Genomic DNA, 18,517 nt, shown 5'->3' on the forward strand with positions numbered 1-18,517 from the left:
GCATCTGCCGGGCGCGGCGTTGAGGGATGCGTTACCTAGATTACCGCTACCGGGGTTGCGGGGCCTGCCCGTCATCACGCGCCCGGTGCGCAGCCCTGTTGAGGATGCCGGCAAGCCTGTCAGCAGAAGCAAGCGTGCCAGCGCTCAAGGCAACGCGGCCTCCGTTGAGTTTCCTGACTACTACTGCAGGGCCACTGCCGACCAGCATTGCGGTGGCGTCGTCATGGTGCCTCAGGCCCCAGCCGCCGTAATCGGCTGCTTTGACCTCTGCCGCGGCAGCCGCGGAAATCTCGACGGCGGGAACGGTCAGGACCCGCACGATGCCCCCAGCGAACACCTGCAAGCCGCCCCTGTCAGCACGGACCCTGGCAAACAGGAACCCGGCACCAACCAGTGCTGCTACGGCTACAAGCGCCCCAAGCCACGGCACCGCAATGGCAATCAAGGCAGCGGGAAAGACAGCCGACACCATGATCATGACGAAAACCGAGCTGCGCGCGTGCACCCACATTCTGAGGCTGTCGCGGGCCAGATCCGGGTCCGCCAGGAGTGCCAACTCCTGCTGCAGCGCGGCGTCATCTTCCCTTGTCCAGCGGGGGTCGGGCTTGAAAGCGAACATCATGACGACGCCCAGCGCCAACGCCGCTCCACTGCCCATGGCCAGCACAATGGGGTCCACATGGGTCCCGCGGGCATCCACTGCCCCGGTTTGGCCTACCAGTCCCGCCGCGAGCACGGTAGTGATGAACAGGCTGACCATCAGCCCAACACCCATCATCACCCGCCGCATGATGACTGGCCTGGAAATGGGGACGGCTTGCAGGAACACCGCCCACCCACACAAGGTGATCAGCGCTGCGCCGACTGTTACATAGGCGCCGAAAGGCGCAAAGGACGTGCCGCCGTCGGCACTCCACATGACCGCGACGGGATTGGGAAGATCATTGCGCAGCATCTGGGCGCACACCATGAAGCCGATGGCGAGCAGCAGTGGAAAAGCAACCGCGAACCTCAAGGCGCGGAAGTCGAGTTTTTCGCGGATCGTTCCCATATCCCAACGCTACTCCGTGGGAGCGACACTGTGGCGATCACTCCTTGCCTTCCGCCCTCGGAGTGAAAGAATAACTTCATACCAGCGGCCGGCGGACCGGCCGGTCATCCCGATTCCCGGAGGCACCACTTGCCAGGCCTGAACCTCACGCGCGATGAAGCCGCGAACCGCGCCAAACTGCTCACTGTCGACTCCTACGACGTCACCTTGGATCTGACGAAAGGGGCGGAAGTTTTCGGATCCACCACCACCGTACGGTTTTCCGCCACGCCGGGAGCATCGACGTTCATTGATGCCATCACCAAAACCGTCCACAGCGTGACGCTTAACGGTAAAGAGCTGGATCCCGCGGACGTTTCCGACGGCCTTCGCATCCAGCTGCCTGGACTTGCAGCTGAGAACGAGCTCACGGTAGTGGCAGATGCCCCCTATATGAACACCGGTGAGGGCCTTCATCGCTTCGTGGATCCCGTGGATGGGGAAGCCTACCTCTACACCCAGTTCGAAGTACCCGACTCGCGGCGCATGTTTGCCGTCTTCGAACAACCGGACCTGAAGGCCAGCTTCACGTTCAAGGTCACAGCACCGTCGCACTGGGACGTTGTCTCCAACTCCCCCACTCCGGTTCCCTACGAAACCACCCCTGGTGAGGACGGAAGTGCCCGGTCGGTCTGGGAATTCGCTCCCACTCCGCGCTTGTCTTCCTATGTCACCGCGTTGATTGCCGGACCGTACCAGTCCGTCCGGTCCGAGGTCACCAGTTCGGACGGCAGGGTCATTCCGCTGGGAGTGTTCGCCCGCAAGTCCCTTATGCAGTACCTCGACGCGGACAACATCTTTGAGCTGACCCGCCAGGGCTTCGAATTCTTCGAGGCCCAGTTCGGCTGCCCGTACCCGTTTGAAAAGTACGACCAATTGTTCGTCCCCGAGTTCAATGCCGGCGCGATGGAAAATGCTGGCGCCGTGACCATCCTTGAGGGCTACGTCTTCCGGGGCAAGGTCACCGGCGCACAGATTGAACGGCGGGCCATCACGGTCCTGCATGAACTGGCGCACATGTGGTTTGGCGACCTCGTCACCATGCGCTGGTGGAACGACCTCTGGCTCAATGAATCCTTCGCCGAATACATGTCCCACCTGGCAGCAGTGGAAAACACCGAGTTCGACCACGCGTGGACCACCTTCGCCTCCGTTGAGAAGTCCTGGGCCTACAAGCAGGACCAGCTTCCCACTACCCACCCGATCTTCGCCGAGATCAACAACCTCGAGGACGTCGAGGTCAACTTCGACGGCATCACCTACGCCAAGGGCGCCTCTGTCCTGCGACAGCTGGTGGCCTGGGTAGGCCCCGAGCAGTTCATGGCCGGAGTGAGGAGCTATTTCAGCAAGCACGCCTGGAAGAACACGGAGCTCGCTGACCTCATGGTGGAACTTGAAGCGGCGTCAGGACGCGACCTTGACCAGTGGGGCAAGCTCTGGCTTGAGACCGCGGGGGTGAACACCCTAACGCCCGAGCTGTCAGTCGACTCCGATGGCACGATCACCGGTTTCGCCATCCTGCAGACCGCCATCGAAGAACAGCCCACACTGCGCCCGCACCGCCTCGCGGTAGGTTTCTACTCGGTATCCGCCGAGGGTGCCCTGGAACGCACGCACCGCGAGGAGCTCGACGTGGACGGTCCCCGCACCGAGGTCCCGGCTCTGACGGGACTTACCCGTCCGGACCTGATCCTGCTCAACGATGACGACCTCGCCTACGCCAAGGTCCGGCTGGATCCCGAAAGCCTGGAAACTGTCAAAGCGCACCTGAAGGACTTCGCGGCCAGCCTGCCCCGCACCCTGGTGTGGGGCTCGGCGTGGGATGCTGCCCGCGACGGTGAAACGCCGGCGCGTGGCTATGTGGACCTGATCCTGGCCAACATCGCGCACGAAACAGACTCCTCGGTGATCCTGGTCCAACTGCGCCAGCTTGCAACGACCTTGACCTACTACGTCGCCGCCGAACACAAACAGGAGACCACCATCGCAGCGGCGGACACACTGTGGGACCTTGCAGCCTCCGTGGAGCCAGGCTCCGACGCCCAGCTGCAATTCGCCAAATCCTACGCCCAGCTCGCCCGCAGCCAGGCACAACTGGACCGCCTGCAGGCCCTCCTCGACGGAACAGACACCCTCGACGGGCTCACTGTTGACCAGGACATGCGTTGGGAGTTGCTGACCGCCCTTGTCGCAGGCGGCCGCCAAGGCCAGGAACGCATTGACGAAGAACTTGGCCGTGACAACACTTCCAATGGCCAGAACGCTGCCGCACAGGCCAAGGCGGCCATTCCTACCCCGGAAGCCAAGGCGGCAGCGTGGGAGTCGATCGTGGTCAAGGGAGAACTCTCGAACGCACTTCAGTCCTCCGCGGTGGCAGGCTTCATGCGCGTCCCGGACACTTCCCTGCTGGAACCCTACGCGGAGAAGTACTTCCAGGCCGTGCCCGGGGTAGTCAAGGAACGGACCCACGCCCTCGCCCAACAGATCGTGGTGGGCCTCTACCCGGCCCAGCTCACCACGCAGGCGATCGTAGACCGCACCGACGACTTCCTGGCGGGCCTTCCTGAGGAAAGTGCGGCGCTTCGCCGGATGATGCTGGAAAACCGCGACGGCGTAGCCCGCGCCCTTCGAGCAAGGGCAGCTGACAGCTAGGTTCATTGGCCCATGCGGACAGTCAGCTGAGCTTGGCTAGACTGTCCGCATGGGGCTCAATGAACACCACTACGCGCTCACTGTCCGCTGGACCGGAAACCTCGGGGAGGGAACCGCCAGCTACCGCGCGTACTCGCGGGACCACGACATCGAGATCAGTGGGCTGCCCACGTTGAAGGGATCCTCTGATCCCACCTTCCACGGTGACCGGACGCGCTACAACCCTGAGCAGTTGTTGCTCGCCGCCCTGTCGCAGTGCCACATGCTGTCTTTCCTGCACGTCGCGGTCAAGCATGGTGTGGTGGTCACGGCCTACGAAGACCAGGCCGAGGGGCTGATGAAACTCAATCGTGACGGCAGCGGCCAATTCGAAAGCGTGACACTCAAGCCGAACGTCACCATCACCGATCCGTCTCACGCGCAGTTGATGCCGCAGCTGCATCACGAAGCAAACCAGGTCTGCTTCATCGCCAGGAGCGTGAACTTCCCTGTCCACCACGAACCGACGACGACGGCGGCCCCCGCCTAGCGCTGCTGCTCCCGCCAGAGCGCCACGAGCTTTTGTTCGGTTCCCCGGCTGAGTCCGGCCTTGCGCTCCCGCTCCAGTCCGCGCCTGCGCTCATCGGCCAACGTTGCGGCGAGCGTTTCCTGCCACGGGCGCAACACCATCCCCCGGCTTTTGGCTGCTGTGTTGGAACGGGCCTGGAAACCTCCGTGATCCGGCGGCAGCCATAGCGGCAAGGAATCGGGTCCAGCCCAGTAATCCACGCCCTGCTCCACGAGCCAGTCCTCGGATGCACGGATAACATCGGCTCCGCCGAAACCTGCCTCAGCGCGGCATTGGTCGATATAGTCTCCGAACCGCACCACATCCCCGAGGGCGTTGTACGCTCCAGTGAGTTTGCTCTCCGCGGCCTGAAGAATCCAGGCAGCCAGGTCCCTGACGTCAATGATCTGGGTGGGCGCATCCGGGATGTCAGGCAGCAGGACGGTGCCGCTGTCCACGGCGAAACGGGCCGGCCAATAACCGTAACGATCACTGGTGTCGCCGGGGCCACCGATCAATCCTGCGCGGACCAGATGGGCCTTCTCCCCCACCAGCGAGATGGTCTGTTGTTCGATGGCGGACTTCGACTCGCCGTACTTTTCAGGCGTGCCGGCCTCTCCTGCAGGCAGTGGCTCCAGCAACGCGGCGCTTTCGTCCGCGCCGGGTACTGAGTGATCCGCGTACACAGAACAGCTGGAGACGAACGTCCAATGCTCCGTGACCGGTCCCAGCACCTCCAACGCATCCCGGGCCTGGACCGGATCCCTGGATACGTCCACCACCGCGTCCCAGGCACCTGCCAATTCCGCATAGGCTGCTGCACCCAAGGCGCGATCGCCCCGCACCCAGGTGGCGCCGTCGGGCGGGCCGGCCGAAGAACCCCGGGCAAAACAGGTGACATCATGCCCGGCGGCCACCGCCTGCCGGGCTGTTTCTGCTGACAGGAAGGCAGTACCTCCGAGGACCAGGATGCGCATACCGTCACGCTACGGCGCTAGGGTTAAACGTGGACAGAGTGTTCCGCGCCCGGCGAACACGGGCCGACCACAAGGAGTTTTACCACTTTGACCTTCATCCCCCTTGCGGAAGCCATCAACATCGAACCCGAAAAGATCGACCTCGTGTCCATCCTTATCACCGTTGGCATTGGCCTGTTGGTGTGGGTGGTGGCACGCTTCATCATCCTGCGGATCACCCGGCGTGTATCCGCCGGCAGTTCCTTCTTCAAGAAGGCGCATTTCAAATGGGTGCAGCCGGCCATCCGTGCGCTGGACCACGAACGCCGTTCCCAGCGGGCTGAGACCATCGGCTCGCTGCTCACCAGCCTGGTGAGCGTCGTAGTGGTGGTGATCGTCATTATCTACGTCCTCAAGTTCATGAACGTCGATGTCGCTCCGCTGCTGACCAGCGTGGGAATCCTCGGTGTCGCCATCGGTTTTGGCGCCCAGCAGCTGATCCGGGACTTTCTCGCGGGGATCTTCATCACCATCGAGGACCAGTACGGCATTGGCGACGTGATCGTCACCGGCGAAGTCATTGGTACCGTTGAATCCGTGGGCCTGCGCATTACCCGCGTCCGTGCCGAGGACGGGGCCATTTGGTACCTCCGGAACGGTGAAATCCTACGGGTGGGGAACCGTTCCCAAGGAGACTACGTGCCGCTGGATTCACCCGATACGCCCGACGAACCAGGCGCAACAGCGGCGCCCGTCACAGCCGGCGCACCGCGCATCGCCAAAGCCGAGGAGAAATCCAATGAGTAACACCGCAAGCGGGGAACCGCAGTCGCCGCAGGCAGGTCCTCGACGCCAGCTGATGCAGAACGATCCCTTCAGCCAGCCTGTCTATACCGACAGTTTCTACGCTGCCGTCGGCGGGCATGAAACGTTCGTCAAGCTGATTGATGTCTTTTACGACGGCGTGGCCACTGATCCACTGCTGCGGCCCATGTATCCCGAAGAGGACCTTGGCCCGGCCAAGCGTCGTTTCCTGATGTTCCTGGAGCAATACTGGGGCGGACCCACCACGTACGGCGAGGAACGCGGCCACCCTCGGCTGCGCATGCGGCACATGCCTTTCCAGGTGACGCCGGAGGCAAAGGACCGGTGGCTGTTCCACATGCGGGCGGCCGTGGATTCGCTGGACCTTTCGCCGCTGCATGAGGGAACGCTGTGGGACTACATGGAACGGGCGGCGTTGACCATGGTCAACAGCCCGTCAACCGGCCCCGGGAACTAGACGGAAAAACCGAGTCCGAGCCCCGCGCCCGTGCGCACCAGCACATGGCCGCGGGGTCCGCTCAGCCGGTACCACCGTCCGTTGCGGAAGACCTGTTGGGCGTCGTCGCCAAGGAACCCCAGGGCAAACGCCGCGAAGGCTGCCCCCGCAGGCAGCGAGCCTTCGCCAGGAAGCGTACGGCCCCACACGGCAGCCCGTGCCGTATTCACCACTGCAGCACCCGCTGAGGCGGGAATAACGCCGGCCACCTCCGCAATGCCGGCTTCGGCTGCTGCCCTGAGGTCGGCGTCGGACATAGTCCCCTGGGCTTCCCAGCCGCTTCGCGGCGCACTGACACCGGCCCATGACTCCGAAACGGTCGACGGCGGCACGGGCAGTTCGACGTCATCGGCGCCTGAGCGGGCCAAACGGTCCGTAATGGAGGCCAGCGCCACTGTCACGTCCGCCTGTGCCGGCTCCGCGAGGGCCATGGTGCGGAGGCCAAGGATCGTGGGAGTCGATTCCCCCAGAATCCGGGGCCTGAGAACGCAAACGTAGGCAGCGAGCACGTTGCCTGCGGCCTGGAGGCGGATGGCGCCGTCGTCAATGCTCTTTGCCCGGGTGACGAAGGTCCGCAAATCAGCGAGGTCCCGGGGATCGGGGAAGCGGAAGGACTGGGTCAGAACGTCTGTCACATCATCGACTCTACCGGCATGTCCGCGGTTGAGAGGGGTCGGAGCGGCGTCTAAAGTCGAACCATGACTGAGACGAACGCTGGCCTCCAGGTGGAAGCACCCGCAGAAGACCCCATGGAAGTACTGATAGGCCTGCTGGACCTCGGTGACTTTGACGGAGCACGGACCAACGAGGACATCTTCCTCGGCCCATCACAGAAGCAGCCCCGGCATCGTGTTTTTGGCGGGCAGGTTCTCGCCCAGTCCATGATGGCAGGAATGCGCACTGTCGAACCTGACAGGGTGGCGCACTCCATGCACGGGTACTTCCTGCGTCCGGGCGACGCGAACAAGCCCATCACCTTTGGTGTTGAACGGCTGCGCGATGGCCGTTCCTTTTCCGCCCGCCGCGTGCATGCCTACCAGGACGGCGTCCCCATCCTTTCGATGATTGCCTCGTTCCAGGTCGAAGACGGCGGCCTGGATCATCAGGCCACCATGCCCGAAGGCATCCCGGATCCCGAAACACTGCCCAGCACTGCCGAACTGCTGTCCCACTTTGACCACCCGCTGGCGCGGCATATGTCCTCCGAGCGCCCCTTCGATGTCCGCCACATCGACCCCGCGCTCTACGTCTCCCCGCCAAGCGACCACGTGGCCACCAACGCCGTCTGGATGAAAACCATGGGCCCGCTCCCCGATGATCCCCAGCTGCACATCGCCGCTTTGGCCTACGCCAGCGACTACACGCTGCTTGAACCAATCCTCCGCAAGCACGGCCTGTCCTGGATGACGCCGGGCATGAGCGTTGCCAGTCTCGACCACGCCATGTGGTGGCACCGGCCCGTGAAGGTGGATGAGTGGATGCTGTACGTACAGGAGTCCCCCAGCGCCCAAGGAGCCCGCGGATTGGCCACGGGCAGGATCTTCAACCGCGACGGCGTGCATGTCGCCACGGTGGCCCAGGAAGGCATGGTCAGGATCCCGTAGCCTGGTGAGGCAAAAGAAGAGGCCAGTCCCAGCAGGGACCGGCCTCTTCTTTTTCGTACTAGTCGCGGGTGAGGCGACGGTGAGTCACGCGGTGCGGCTTGGCGGCATCGGGGCCCAGGCGCTCCACCTTGTTTTCCTCGTACGAATCGAAGTTGCCCTCGAACCAGTACCACCTGGACGGGTTCTCGTCGTCACCTTCGTAGGCGAGGATGTGCGTTGCCACCCTGTCCAGGAACCAGCGGTCGTGCGAAACCACCACGGCGCAGCCCGGGAATTCGAGAAGGGCGTTCTCAAGACTGCTCAGGGTTTCGACGTCGAGGTCGTTGGTGGGTTCGTCAAGAAGCAGGAGGTTGCCACCCTGCTTGAGCGTCAGTGCCAGGTTCAGGCGGTTGCGCTCACCACCGGAGAGGACTCCGGCCTTCTTCTGCTGGTCCGGGCCCTTGAATCCGAAGGCCGAGACGTAGGCACGGGAAGGCATTTCGACCTGACCCACCTGGATGAAATCGTTGCCTTCGGAAACAACCTCCCACAGGGTCTTGTTGGGGTCGATGCCGCCACGCGACTGGTCGACGTAGGAGATCTTTACCGACTCGCCGATCTTGAGGTCGCCGCCGTCGAGCGGTTCCAACCCGACGATTGTCTTGAACAGTGTCGACTTGCCCACACCGTTGGGACCGATGACGCCAACAATGCCGTTGCGGGGAAGGGAGAAGGAGAGGTCCTCGATCAGAACGCGGTCATCGAAGCCCTTCTTCAGGTCCTTGGCTTCGATCACCAAGGATCCAAGGCGCGGTCCCGGCGGAATCTGGATCTCTTCGAAGTCCAGCTTGCGGGTGCGCTCGGCCTCCGCAGCCATTTCCTCGTAGCGGGCCAAACGAGCCTTGGACTTGGTCTGGCGGCCCTTGGCGTTGGAGCGTACCCACTCAAGTTCCTCGCTCAGGCGCTTGGAAAGCTTTGCGTCCTTCTTGCCCTGAACCTCAAGGCGTGCCTTCTTCTTCTCCAGGTAGGTGGAGTAGTTGCCCTCGTACGGGTAGAGGTGGCCACGGTCCACTTCTGCGATCCATTCAGCCACGTGGTCCAGGAAGTAACGGTCGTGAGTGACGGCGAGGACAGCACCTGGGTACTGGGACAGGTGCTGCTCGAGCCACAGAACGCTCTCGGCGTCCAAGTGGTTGGTGGGTTCGTCAAGCAGCAGGAGGTCAGGCTTCTGCAGCAGGAGCTTGCACAGGGCGACGCGGCGACGTTCACCACCGGAGAGGACGGTGACGTCGGCATCTGCAGGCGGGCAACGCAGTGCGTCCATGGCCTGCTCAAGCTGGGAGTCGATGTCCCAGGCGTCAGCGGCATCGATGGCTTCCTGGAGCTTGCCCATTTCATCGAGCAGCGTGTCGTAGTCCGCGTCCGGATTGGCCATCTCTTCGGAGATTTCGTTGAAACGCTGGATCTTGCCGTAGATCTCGCCAACGCCCTCCTGGACGTTGCCCAGAACGGTCTTTTCCTCGTTCAGCGGCGGTTCCTGCAGGAGGATGCCCACGGTGTATCCGGGGCTCAGGCGGGCCTCGCCGTTGGAAGGGGTGTCCAAACCGGCCATGATCTTGAGGATGGTGGACTTGCCAGCACCGTTCGGGCCGACGACGCCAATCTTCGCGCCGGGGTAGAACGACATGCTGACGTCGTCCAGAATAAGTTTGTCGCCAACGGCCTTGCGAGCCTTGGTCATCGTGTAAATGAATTCCGCCATGCCTTTAAATCTAATGGGTAGGCGTACATAACTCACATTCGCACAGCGCGGGTGAACTAGCGGGCGTCCCCCACGAAGCACTTCCCCGTCGCCAGAACGGGCAGCACGGTCACCACGACGCCTCCGTCACGTATCTGGCCCATGACGCAGGACTTGCCGGACAACGCCGCCGCCTCCATGGCATCGACGTCGAGGCCTGTGGGTGTGCGGCTGACCGACACCTCGAGGCTGCCCTCAGGGATTCCGGCCGACACCAGGGCAGACCGCAGCGATTCCCGGTCCGGTTTGGGATTGCCGGCCACCAGGTTCTTCAGTGTGGACTCCACGGTTTTCGTGGTTGCCAGCACAGCAGGATCGGGACTTTCCGAGGGGCGGGTGCTGGCGCTGGGACCGGCTTCCGTGCCTGTCGACGGAGTCGCGCTGTTGGCGCTTGGGCTCGACGTGGCCGCGGGCTGCGTCGACGAACCACCTGCGGGTGTGGGAGAGGCCGGCGCGCCCGTGCAAGCCGTCATCATCATGATTGCCGAGGCAAGCATCAACGCCCCTCCTGCAAGCCGGATGCTGGTGGTGGATGCCGGTGCAGCCCGGTCAGGTTTCGGTGTGGTTCCCCTGCGTATCACCTTGCCATTGTGCCATTCACAGAAATGGGTAGCGGCAATCTGCCGCCACGCGGCAACACGTATCCGCGAAGCTGAAGGTCTTCCCGGAGTCCGTCGCTTAAAGAAACACACCCTCCTTGGAGAGGATCCAAGGAGGGTGAACGGTGCCCCAGGAGGGAATCGAACCCCCGACCGGCGGATTAGAAGGCCGCTGCTCTATCCCCTGAGCTACTGGGGCGCACTGACTCGACGACCACCTGGGCCGTCCGCGCCACAAAGAGTTTACATGCCATCACACGGCCGCATGCCATCCGGGCTCCGGGCGCCACTGTTCCTCAACAACTGGCCCAACCAGGGATTTATTCACATAGCAAAAGTCAGTACTGCCATCCCGAAGGTCACTCGATGAAGCTGAAAGGGCCGGACAGGCACTTCCCTACATCGTGAAGGACCACCAATGAACGACATCATCACCGTCAGGGGCTTCGTGGCCTCGGACGTGAAGAGTTCCACCACTGCCCGCGGCACTGCAACGGCATCTTTCCGACTCGGAACTACAGAGCGCCGCTACGACCGTGCCAGCAACACCTGGGTGGACGGCAACACCAACTGGTAGCTAGTGACATATAGTGCTTCCATGACGACTTGTGCTGTGTATCTTCGTATCTCCAAGGACAAGGGACTTGGTACGGAAGATGAAGGCTTAGCCGTTGACCGCCAACGCAAGGACATTCACAAGCTCCTGAAGTCCAAGGGCTGGAAAGTCGGTACAGAGTATCTAGACAACGACGTGTCCGCTTCCGGCAAGGTCAAGAGGCCCGAGTATGAGCGGATGCTAGCTGACTTCACAGCCGGTGAAATCGACGCGATAGCGGCATGGGACTTGGACCGCCTATGGCGCGTTCCCATGGAGTTTGAGCACCTTCTAGCACTGGTGGACAAGCAAGGACTCAAGCTAGCCACCGTTGGCGGTGAAGCTGACCTATCCACAGACAACGGCATCCTGTACGCCCGTATCAAGGTTGCCGTTGCCGCGTCCGAGCTTGCACGTAGGAGCGCACGACAAAAGGCCAAGTTTGCACAGGTCAGGGAAAGCGGTGGCAATCACTGGCGCGGACGTAGGCCATTCGGTCTAACCCTTGAGGGCAAGTTGGTTCCTGAGGAAGCAGAAGCGCTGAAAGCCATTGCTGAAATCATCCTCAGTGATGGAACGATCACAGCCGGTGTATCCCTATTAAAGGAACGCGGCCTTAAAACAACGTTCGGGCAGGAATGGCAGAGGCAACCTCTCAGGCGAACACTCCTGAACCCGCGTATAGCCGGATTCCTGGAGCATGAAGGAGAGCTTGTTGAGGCCCAATGGGAAGCGGTCCTTGAGCTTGATACTTGGAAGGCTGTAGTTGCCAAGCTCAACACCAAGAACCGGCCTAAGCCCAAGACCACCAAGCACGAGTACATGCTTTCCGGTCTGCTGACCTGTGGTGAGTGTGGGGACAAGTGCTATGGCCGACAGACCAAGCGGAAGCGGAAGAACAAGCCAACCAAGATTGGCTACATCTACCGTTGCAACAACTTGTGTACTTCCAAGGAACTCAAAAAGACTGATGACTTGGTTATCCTCCGGACCCTTGAGGCTGTACTGACTACAAACCATCAGGAGATACAGCAGGACAAGGGAACGCTCCAAGGTCTCAGAGAGGCACGCGCTCACGAGTTGAAGCGTTGGGCGGACTGGTTGGAAGAGGCCGCTGAGGAAGGTCTGAGGCCGTCCGAGATAAAGCCCCACAGAGCCAAACACGAGAGCAAGCTGAGGGACATTGAGAACCAGATTGCGCAGCTTGAGAAGGTCACCTTGGTTCGCTTGCCTACCCTTGATGAAGCCTTGGAGTCCACCGCCGACGATCAGGGCGAAATAGTGAGGGTCTTCAACTGGGACGCCTTGAGCCTTGAGAAGCGCCGTCACTTGGTCTCTCTCATGTGGCACTCAATCACCCTCAAGCGCACAGGCCGTGGTGCCCGTTGGAGTGACGACAACATAGTTTTTGTGGAGCGGAAGGCAGTTTAGTTGGTTTCGTTGGCGGTCTCGTTGGGTCTCGTTGGAGGTCCGGTAGACTGATCCGGCAACAAATTCCCCGTTGGTTTCTAACGCAGAATCCCTGTAAACCCTTGAGTTTACGGGGATTTTGTGCGTTCGGGGGAAGAGTTCTTTAGTCTAAAGTGCTTGGTTTACGTTCTTTGATAAACGGTATATTAGGAATTCGATTTCCGTTATGGTGTTTTGATGGTATATAATTGGTTTATAAGCAATTAATACGAAAGAGGCCCCCATGGCAGGACGCCAGAGAACAAAGCTAGAACTACTACGACAGTCACGAACAGCCACAGAACGCAGCCTAGACAGGCTCACCAAGGTTCACTTGGAAGAGATGACCAAGAGGAAGCTCAAGATTGCCAGACTAACCGCCGAGATTGAAGAACTAGAGAAGGAAGCAGCCTGATGGAGGGTTACGTAAAGGTGCTGGTCCCATACGGAATCTCAATTACCAAAGATGAGGACGGGAATCCTGTCTTCACTCAGCACGAAGAACCTCAGGTCATGTGGATCAGGAAGATCGAAAAGGCATAAAAAAGTCCCCTACGGCCTAGCAGGGGACTGATTCACGAAAAGACACTGGATACGATATGAAGTTGTAAGCGGTAAAATAGATAGGTACAACATGTGATTAATTAATGTAGATACCCTACTCAATAATTATACCATAAATTCATGGTAATGAGTAGGGTAAGGCGCAGGGCAAAGTCCCAAGATAAATACAAGACAAAACGAAAGAGGTCATATGACCGAAACATCTAACAGAAAGATTTACCTTGTTCAAGAAAACAACACCTCAGACAATCATTGATGCCAGCATCCGTAGTTGGGTATCGAAATACTGCGTCAAGCAAGTAAGCAAGCAGGACTACCTAAACCTTGCCGAAGCACTCCCCTCCAATGACCTAGACGCCGCTGAGTTCATCAGTGACACGCTGGGAAGCCAGATCACCTACATTCCCACGTCAAAGACCGGTGGAGACTGGTACTACTGGAATGGCAAGGTCCACCAGAAAGCAAGCATGGGGCTTGTTGATGATGATCTAGCAACAGCGCTGGCCGACTTCCTCAAGCAGACCCTTCCCGGCATCCTCCACCACATCACAGAAGACTTTGACGAAGACAGCGCAAAGAAGCTCAAGGCCGCGTTCGGTCCAGTGGTGGAATATCAGAAGCGCATCCGTGGTGAAGCTTCCCACTCCAAACTTCGCAAGCGCGTTCAGGTGGCATTCACTAAGCCCGAAGACTACTTCGATCAGGATCAGCGTTGGGCCGTTATGGCTGATGGCCAAGTTATTGATCTGGCCAACCTAGACGCGCCGTTCCTAGAGCCAGACCCCAACCGCGCCGTCTCCAAAAAGATGGGACTCTCAGCGCATGAAACATCTCCTGAGGCGTTCGACTTCTGGCAAAGCACCCTTGATTCATGGATTCCAGACAAGGAAGACCAGCGATACCTTCAGGTGGCCGCAGGAGCCGCGCTGTTGGGCCGTGGAGACGCTAAGAACATCGTGACCCTTGTAGGTATCTCCAACACCGGCAAGTCAACGTACATCCGCACCATGGCCGCAGTGTTCGGAGACTACGCCGGTTCCCTGCCCGTCAACGCGATTGTTCAGAAGTACGGCGGTTCCACGAACTTCGATCAGTACAAAGCCAGGGGCAAGCGATTCCTCTACTTGGAAGAGCCGCAGAACACCCGCACAGATGACTCATTCCTCAAGAACCTGTCAGGCGGTGGTGGTGTTATCCCGACACAGGAGAAGGGCAAGAACGTCGTTGAATGGCGTGCTCAGTGCGTCCTCCACATTGCCGCCAACCATGTGCCCAAGGTGGACCACACAGACAATGCCATTGTGGAACGTCTAGACATCATCCCCTTTGACCACGTGTTCAACATCGGTTCAGCAGAGCGCACGGAGAGGCTTGAAGATGTCCTCTTTGACACTTCCGGCGTGGCTATCCTCCTGTGGGTGCTGGAAGGTGCTGCCGAATACCTCAAGACGGGAGTGATCCCGAAGTCAGACGCGATCAAGGCACGTGCCAAGAGGAACGCTGTGAAGTCCTCAGCCACCCTCAAATGGCTGGAAGACGTGACAGCCGGGGACTTCCCCCAGTACGTCATTGCTCCCAGTGCGAACCTCTCCGAGATGGCTACGCAGAAGGACGCTTACCAGCTCTTCCAGATTTGGTGCAACGAAGCCGGTGAGAAGGTTGTTCCGAAGCGTTCGGCGTGGCTGGATGAGCTTGAGAAGCACCTAGGGGCACCTAGCAACTTCCGTGAGAAGCGCCCCGGTGGTTATGCCCGTGTGTACGGATTGCTCCCAAGTAGCACAAACAAGTCCGCAGGTTTGCACAATCTGGGTGCGGGCTACTGGAAGGACACCAGAGGCTAGGGAAAAACTGCACAGAAGTGCAAAGGAGGTGCATGACTTGTGCAGGTCATGTACCTCCTAAAACCCCTAGAACTCAAGGAACTACTACTACTTTGTGCAGTTGTGCATATTTTTCTTTCTACTGATATGTATTAGAGATTATTGCTATTTACCTGTATGGAACTAGTAGAAAACAAAAAACTGCACAACTACACAACCCTAAGACGCAACGACATAAGACGCTCCTTTATCACTACAACCGCTTGGAGCGGATATGAAATATGTAATGCCCGAACCCCCACAGGTTGAGGGAATCGAATGGAACCAAGACCCTGAGGGCAACTGGAAGATGACCATTCTCAATCCCGTGGAATCCCATGGACCAACTGATGCTGACCTGTTGGACGATAAGTGCACAGCCATGGAGCTATTGAACAGGTACTACCGCTAATGCTGATCATCGAGCTATTGATATTGGCCGGATTCGTAGTGTGGATCATCAAGGACCACAGGGCCGTAATGGTGGAGCTGAAACGAATGCGTGAAGCCGGAAGGGCTGCTGAGAATGGTTATCAATCTGGTATAATTAGAGGTAAGGTCTAAACGGAATTCCATTCCAACTGAACAGCCTTCCATATACCCAATGCAAGCATCACTAGGCATTAGGGAGAATGGATCACTAATGGACCCCCTCACACTCGTTAGCCTCACTCCACCAGAATTCATGGTGCCGATCATCCTTGTTGCGTTCGCGTACAAGATGTTTCAACTTTGGATCCTGAGTAGAAAAGACGATGACGACGACGTAACCCCTGCCGTTGGGTAAACGGATGACAGCCCGGAAAGACGGGTCTTTCTACTTTAACTAGGAATCACCATGAGACTTGCCTATCCACTCTATGAAGAAGCCCCACTACTACAAGCCCACGGCGACAACGAGCGCATCTATACCCGATTCGGACTCAAGGGCCACAACGGGCTAGACCTTGGTGTGTATGCGGGAACTCCTGTACTGGCTATGGCCTCAGGAACAATTGTGTTCAGTGGAGATGGCTTTGACTATCCAGTTATGGGCAGTGCTGCTGGTAACTGCGTGGTCATCGAACACAAGGGCTATAGGACGGGCTACGCGCACCTTCTAAGACCCTATGGGGAGATTGGCTACCAAATAGCTGAAGGTGAAGTTCTAGGCCTCTCAGGGGCCACTGGTGCCGTCTCTGGTGATCACCTACATATTGAACTAATGCCACTTCCACTAGAGCTGGATAACGGATACCTAGGCCGTGTAGATCCCCTTCCTTACTTCAAAACGGGCACACCTCTATATACACCCCCCTCTCGTGAGAAGGCCCCCCTATGAGCGGGGCATGGGGCGGTAGTAGAAGCCAGAAGCTAAGCGAGTTGGTCAAGCAAGAGTATGGCTATGTATGTCACCTGTGTCTCAAGGAGATATCACCTGACAACTACAGCGTTGATCATGTGATCCCTAGATCAAAGGGTGGAACAGATGCCATTGAGAATCTCAGGCCAGCTCATGGCAAGAGAGAAGGTCATTGTGCTGGTAACTACGCAAGAGGCGACCGCAGCATAGAGGCCTACCGGGCTACCCAGACCGATGTAAGAGCTTGGTTCCTCTCGCTGGCACCCTGATTCTTTATATTCGGACCCCTTGGACTTCCCGCGACCCAATCTCTCCTTTTTTCGATACCTCAAAATGTCTCCAAACAGGCTGATTCAGGAGCTAAAAACCACAAATTATTGCAGCCAGAAATGAACTGATCATGACCCAAAAGAACCCATTGCAGCTAAAGGCCGCTGAAACAATCAAGTTCCTCAAGGATGAAAACCTAATCACCAAGGAACACTCGCTCGCCATTGCCCTGATCCTTGAGCTGGCCGCCGAGTGGTCCAAGTGCACCACAAGCACTCAACGTGCCGGTATCTCCAAGGAGCTGAGGGCCGCTTATGAGCTTCTGCCGAAGCCTGAGGTCACGGTTTCCGATGAAGCCGCTGAGTTCCTGGCTTCCCTGAGTGAGGATGACTAGCAGTGCCCCGCCAGACACTCTAGATACCCCTGAACACTGGCTAGCTTCCCTAGGACTAGCTCAGCCCCTCTACGCCACGGCACCAACTCCCGGCGCACGCAATGAACTTGCCAAGGTCGAGAAGGTAGCCGCAGCCCTCAAGACTCCCCTGCTCCCATGGCAGCGCTATTTCATCCGCGTAGCTACCGAACTGAATCCAGATGGCACTTACCGATACAGAAGTGTTGTCCTGACGGTTCCCCGCCAATCCGGGAAGACAACCGTTATCCGTGCCCTGTATGCCACTCGTGCGCTCACCAACAGGAACCGTAAGAGCTTCATCTTTGCTCAGACCGGAAAGGACGCTAAAGAACGTCTGTTCGAACTCTCAGAACAGCTCACACAATCCCCTGTCGGTAAGCAGATCAGAACCCGTAGGGCTGCTGAGAATCCCACAATCATCTTCCCCACCGGAAGCAAGATACAGAGCTTCCCGCCTACCGCTGAGAGTACCCACGGATACAACTTCAGCGATGCCTTCCTAGACGAGATTTTCGCCTTCGATGACTCCACAGGAACGAAGCTCATGGGTGCCATTGTCCCGGCAATGCAGACCCATAAAGACCGTCAAATCTGTCTCGTGTCCACTAAGGGAACCCCTGACTCAACGTTCCTCAACGGATGGATCAAGAAAGGCCGTGAGGCTGTTCAGAATCCAGACGCGCCGATTGCATATTTCGAGTGGGCACTTGCTGACGGTCTGGATGCTTTTGATCCTGACAACTGGGACTTTCACCCCGGCCTTCAAGGTGGACTCATCACCAAGGAAGACATTGAGTCTGCCGCTACCAACCAGACAGACATGTCCAAGGGTGAGTTCACACGCGGATTCATGAACCGTCAGACGGAGACGCTAGAGGCCGTACTTGACCTGCCGCGCTGGAATGCCCTGCAAGGCGTCCTGACGACTCCTAAGCGCTCTGAGGTTGCCATTGCCTATGAGGTTTCTTTTGACCGCTCCAAGTCGGCAATCGTGGCCGCGTGGAAGGACGGCAAGACCACACAGACACGTGTCCTGATGAACGGGGCCGGCACCGATTGGCTACAGCCGGCACTTGAGAGCTTGGCTGACGCTAGGCCGATGGTCATTGGAGCTGATAAGTATCCGCAGAACTTGGTTATCGCGGATTCCCTGAACCAAGACAACCCGGATTTGAAGTTGAAGATGCTGACCCCTGAAGGTGCCAAAACCGGGGCTGTGTCATTCAAGGCACGCATTGAAGACGGCACTATCCGACATGACGGCCACAATGCCCTTAGAACGGCCATAAGCACCGCTCAGACGCGCCCAATGGGTGAAGGCTGGTGTTTCTCCCATAAGTCAGAACCGGAGCTTCTAGCGGCCGTTGTAGCGTGCCGACTATTGGACGAAACAAAAGCCGAAGTTGCGCCGATGATGTATTTCGGAGAATGAGAACAATTGTCAGTAAGGCTCAAATTCGTGATATAATAGATA

General features: G+C 58.8%; 16 protein-coding genes, 1 tRNA gene and 1 pseudogene. 12 read left to right on the forward strand and 6 right to left on the reverse strand.

Annotated elements, in window-relative coordinates:
- Positions 1-46: 46 nt before the first annotated feature.
- The gene (locus tag FDP28_RS02535) at positions 47-1,051 is read right to left on the reverse strand and encodes a hypothetical protein (protein WP_144659030.1); all 1,005 of its coding nucleotides are present in this window, start codon (positions 1,049-1,051) and stop codon (positions 47-49) included.
- Between the two features lie 129 nt (positions 1,052-1,180).
- On the opposite strand from FDP28_RS02535, the gene pepN reads away from it, so the two are divergent.
- Together pepN and FDP28_RS02545 are read left to right on the forward strand one after the other, a co-directional pair.
- Positions 1,181-3,742, forward strand: coding sequence for an aminopeptidase N (gene pepN, locus FDP28_RS02540; RefSeq protein WP_144659031.1), 2,562 nt, complete (start codon positions 1,181-1,183; stop codon positions 3,740-3,742).
- A gap of 49 nt (positions 3,743-3,791) precedes the next feature.
- Complete coding sequence (locus FDP28_RS02545) at positions 3,792-4,271, forward strand: OsmC family protein (RefSeq protein WP_144659032.1); 480 nt, start codon at positions 3,792-3,794, stop codon at positions 4,269-4,271.
- Here the strand turns inward: FDP28_RS02545 and FDP28_RS02550 are convergent.
- Positions 4,268-5,266 (reverse strand): Rossmann-fold NAD(P)-binding domain-containing protein, encoded by a 999-nt coding sequence (locus FDP28_RS02550; RefSeq protein WP_144659033.1) that lies wholly within the window; start codon positions 5,264-5,266, stop codon positions 4,268-4,270. The genes FDP28_RS02545 and FDP28_RS02550 overlap by 4 nt on opposite strands.
- Before the next feature lie 87 nt (positions 5,267-5,353).
- Between FDP28_RS02550 and FDP28_RS02555 the strand changes: the two genes are divergently transcribed.
- Both FDP28_RS02555 and FDP28_RS02560 read left to right on the forward strand, forming a co-directional pair.
- Positions 5,354-6,052 (forward strand): mechanosensitive ion channel family protein, encoded by a 699-nt coding sequence (locus tag FDP28_RS02555; protein WP_144659034.1) that lies wholly within the window; start codon positions 5,354-5,356, stop codon positions 6,050-6,052.
- Positions 6,045-6,527, forward strand: coding sequence for a globin (locus FDP28_RS02560; protein WP_144659035.1), 483 nt, complete (start codon positions 6,045-6,047; stop codon positions 6,525-6,527). The genes FDP28_RS02555 and FDP28_RS02560 overlap by 8 nt, the downstream gene beginning before the upstream one ends.
- Here FDP28_RS02560 and FDP28_RS02565 read toward each other — a convergent pair.
- Positions 6,524-7,201, reverse strand: a complete 678-nt coding sequence (locus tag FDP28_RS02565) for a DUF8185 domain-containing protein (RefSeq protein ID WP_144659036.1) — start codon at positions 7,199-7,201, stop codon at positions 6,524-6,526. The two genes, FDP28_RS02560 and FDP28_RS02565, sit on opposite strands and share 4 nt — an antisense overlap.
- Before the next feature lie 63 nt (positions 7,202-7,264).
- Between FDP28_RS02565 and FDP28_RS02570 the strand changes: the two genes are divergently transcribed.
- Positions 7,265-8,170: an acyl-CoA thioesterase gene (locus FDP28_RS02570; protein ID WP_144659037.1), complete on the forward strand. Its 906-nt coding sequence runs from the start codon at positions 7,265-7,267 to the stop codon at positions 8,168-8,170.
- A 58-nt stretch (positions 8,171-8,228) separates the two neighbouring features.
- Here the strand turns inward: FDP28_RS02570 and ettA are convergent, their stop codons facing one another.
- The 3 genes from ettA to FDP28_RS02585 form a co-directional block, all read right to left on the reverse strand.
- Positions 8,229-9,911 carry an energy-dependent translational throttle protein EttA gene (gene ettA / locus FDP28_RS02575; RefSeq protein WP_144659038.1) on the reverse strand — a complete coding sequence of 561 codons (1,683 nt, stop codon included), beginning with the start codon at positions 9,909-9,911 and terminating at the stop codon, positions 8,229-8,231.
- Between the two features lie 56 nt (positions 9,912-9,967).
- Positions 9,968-10,447 carry a DUF6993 domain-containing protein gene (locus tag FDP28_RS20705; protein ID WP_260842297.1) on the reverse strand — a complete coding sequence of 160 codons (480 nt, stop codon included), beginning with the start codon at positions 10,445-10,447 and terminating at the stop codon, positions 9,968-9,970.
- Between the two features lie 228 nt (positions 10,448-10,675).
- Positions 10,676-10,748 (reverse strand) — tRNA-Arg (locus FDP28_RS02585).
- 219 nt (positions 10,749-10,967) lie between these two features.
- Between FDP28_RS02585 and FDP28_RS02590 the strand changes: the two are divergent.
- The 7 genes and pseudogenes from FDP28_RS02590 to FDP28_RS02620 form a co-directional block, all read left to right on the forward strand.
- A pseudogene (locus tag FDP28_RS02590) lies at positions 10,968-11,123 on the forward strand (single-stranded DNA-binding protein); the annotation flags it as partial.
- Between the two features lie 24 nt (positions 11,124-11,147).
- Positions 11,148-12,575 carry a recombinase family protein gene (locus tag FDP28_RS02595; protein ID WP_144659039.1) on the forward strand — a complete coding sequence of 476 codons (1,428 nt, stop codon included), beginning with the start codon at positions 11,148-11,150 and terminating at the stop codon, positions 12,573-12,575.
- Between the two features lie 803 nt (positions 12,576-13,378).
- Positions 13,379-14,998 (forward strand): phage/plasmid primase, P4 family, encoded by a 1,620-nt coding sequence (locus FDP28_RS02600; protein ID WP_144659040.1) that lies wholly within the window; start codon positions 13,379-13,381, stop codon positions 14,996-14,998.
- 856 nt (positions 14,999-15,854) lie between these two features.
- The gene (locus tag FDP28_RS02605; protein ID WP_144659041.1) at positions 15,855-16,337 is read left to right on the forward strand and encodes a M23 family metallopeptidase; all 483 of its coding nucleotides are present in this window, start codon (positions 15,855-15,857) and stop codon (positions 16,335-16,337) included.
- Positions 16,334-16,627 carry an HNH endonuclease gene (locus FDP28_RS20945; RefSeq protein ID WP_144659042.1) on the forward strand — a complete coding sequence of 98 codons (294 nt, stop codon included), beginning with the start codon at positions 16,334-16,336 and terminating at the stop codon, positions 16,625-16,627. Before FDP28_RS02605 ends, FDP28_RS20945 begins: the two co-directional genes overlap by 4 nt.
- Before the next feature lie 131 nt (positions 16,628-16,758).
- Positions 16,759-17,022: a hypothetical protein gene (locus tag FDP28_RS02615; protein WP_144659043.1), complete on the forward strand. Its 264-nt coding sequence runs from the start codon at positions 16,759-16,761 to the stop codon at positions 17,020-17,022.
- Positions 17,015-18,475: a terminase large subunit domain-containing protein gene (locus FDP28_RS02620; RefSeq protein ID WP_144659044.1), complete on the forward strand. Its 1,461-nt coding sequence runs from the start codon at positions 17,015-17,017 to the stop codon at positions 18,473-18,475. Before FDP28_RS02615 ends, FDP28_RS02620 begins: the two co-directional genes overlap by 8 nt.
- Positions 18,476-18,517: the final 42 nt, after the last annotated feature.

Origin of the sequence: Paenarthrobacter nicotinovorans (assembly GCF_007670255.1) — a bacterium.
Classification (GTDB): domain Bacteria; phylum Actinomycetota; class Actinomycetes; order Actinomycetales; family Micrococcaceae; genus Arthrobacter; species Arthrobacter nicotinovorans_B.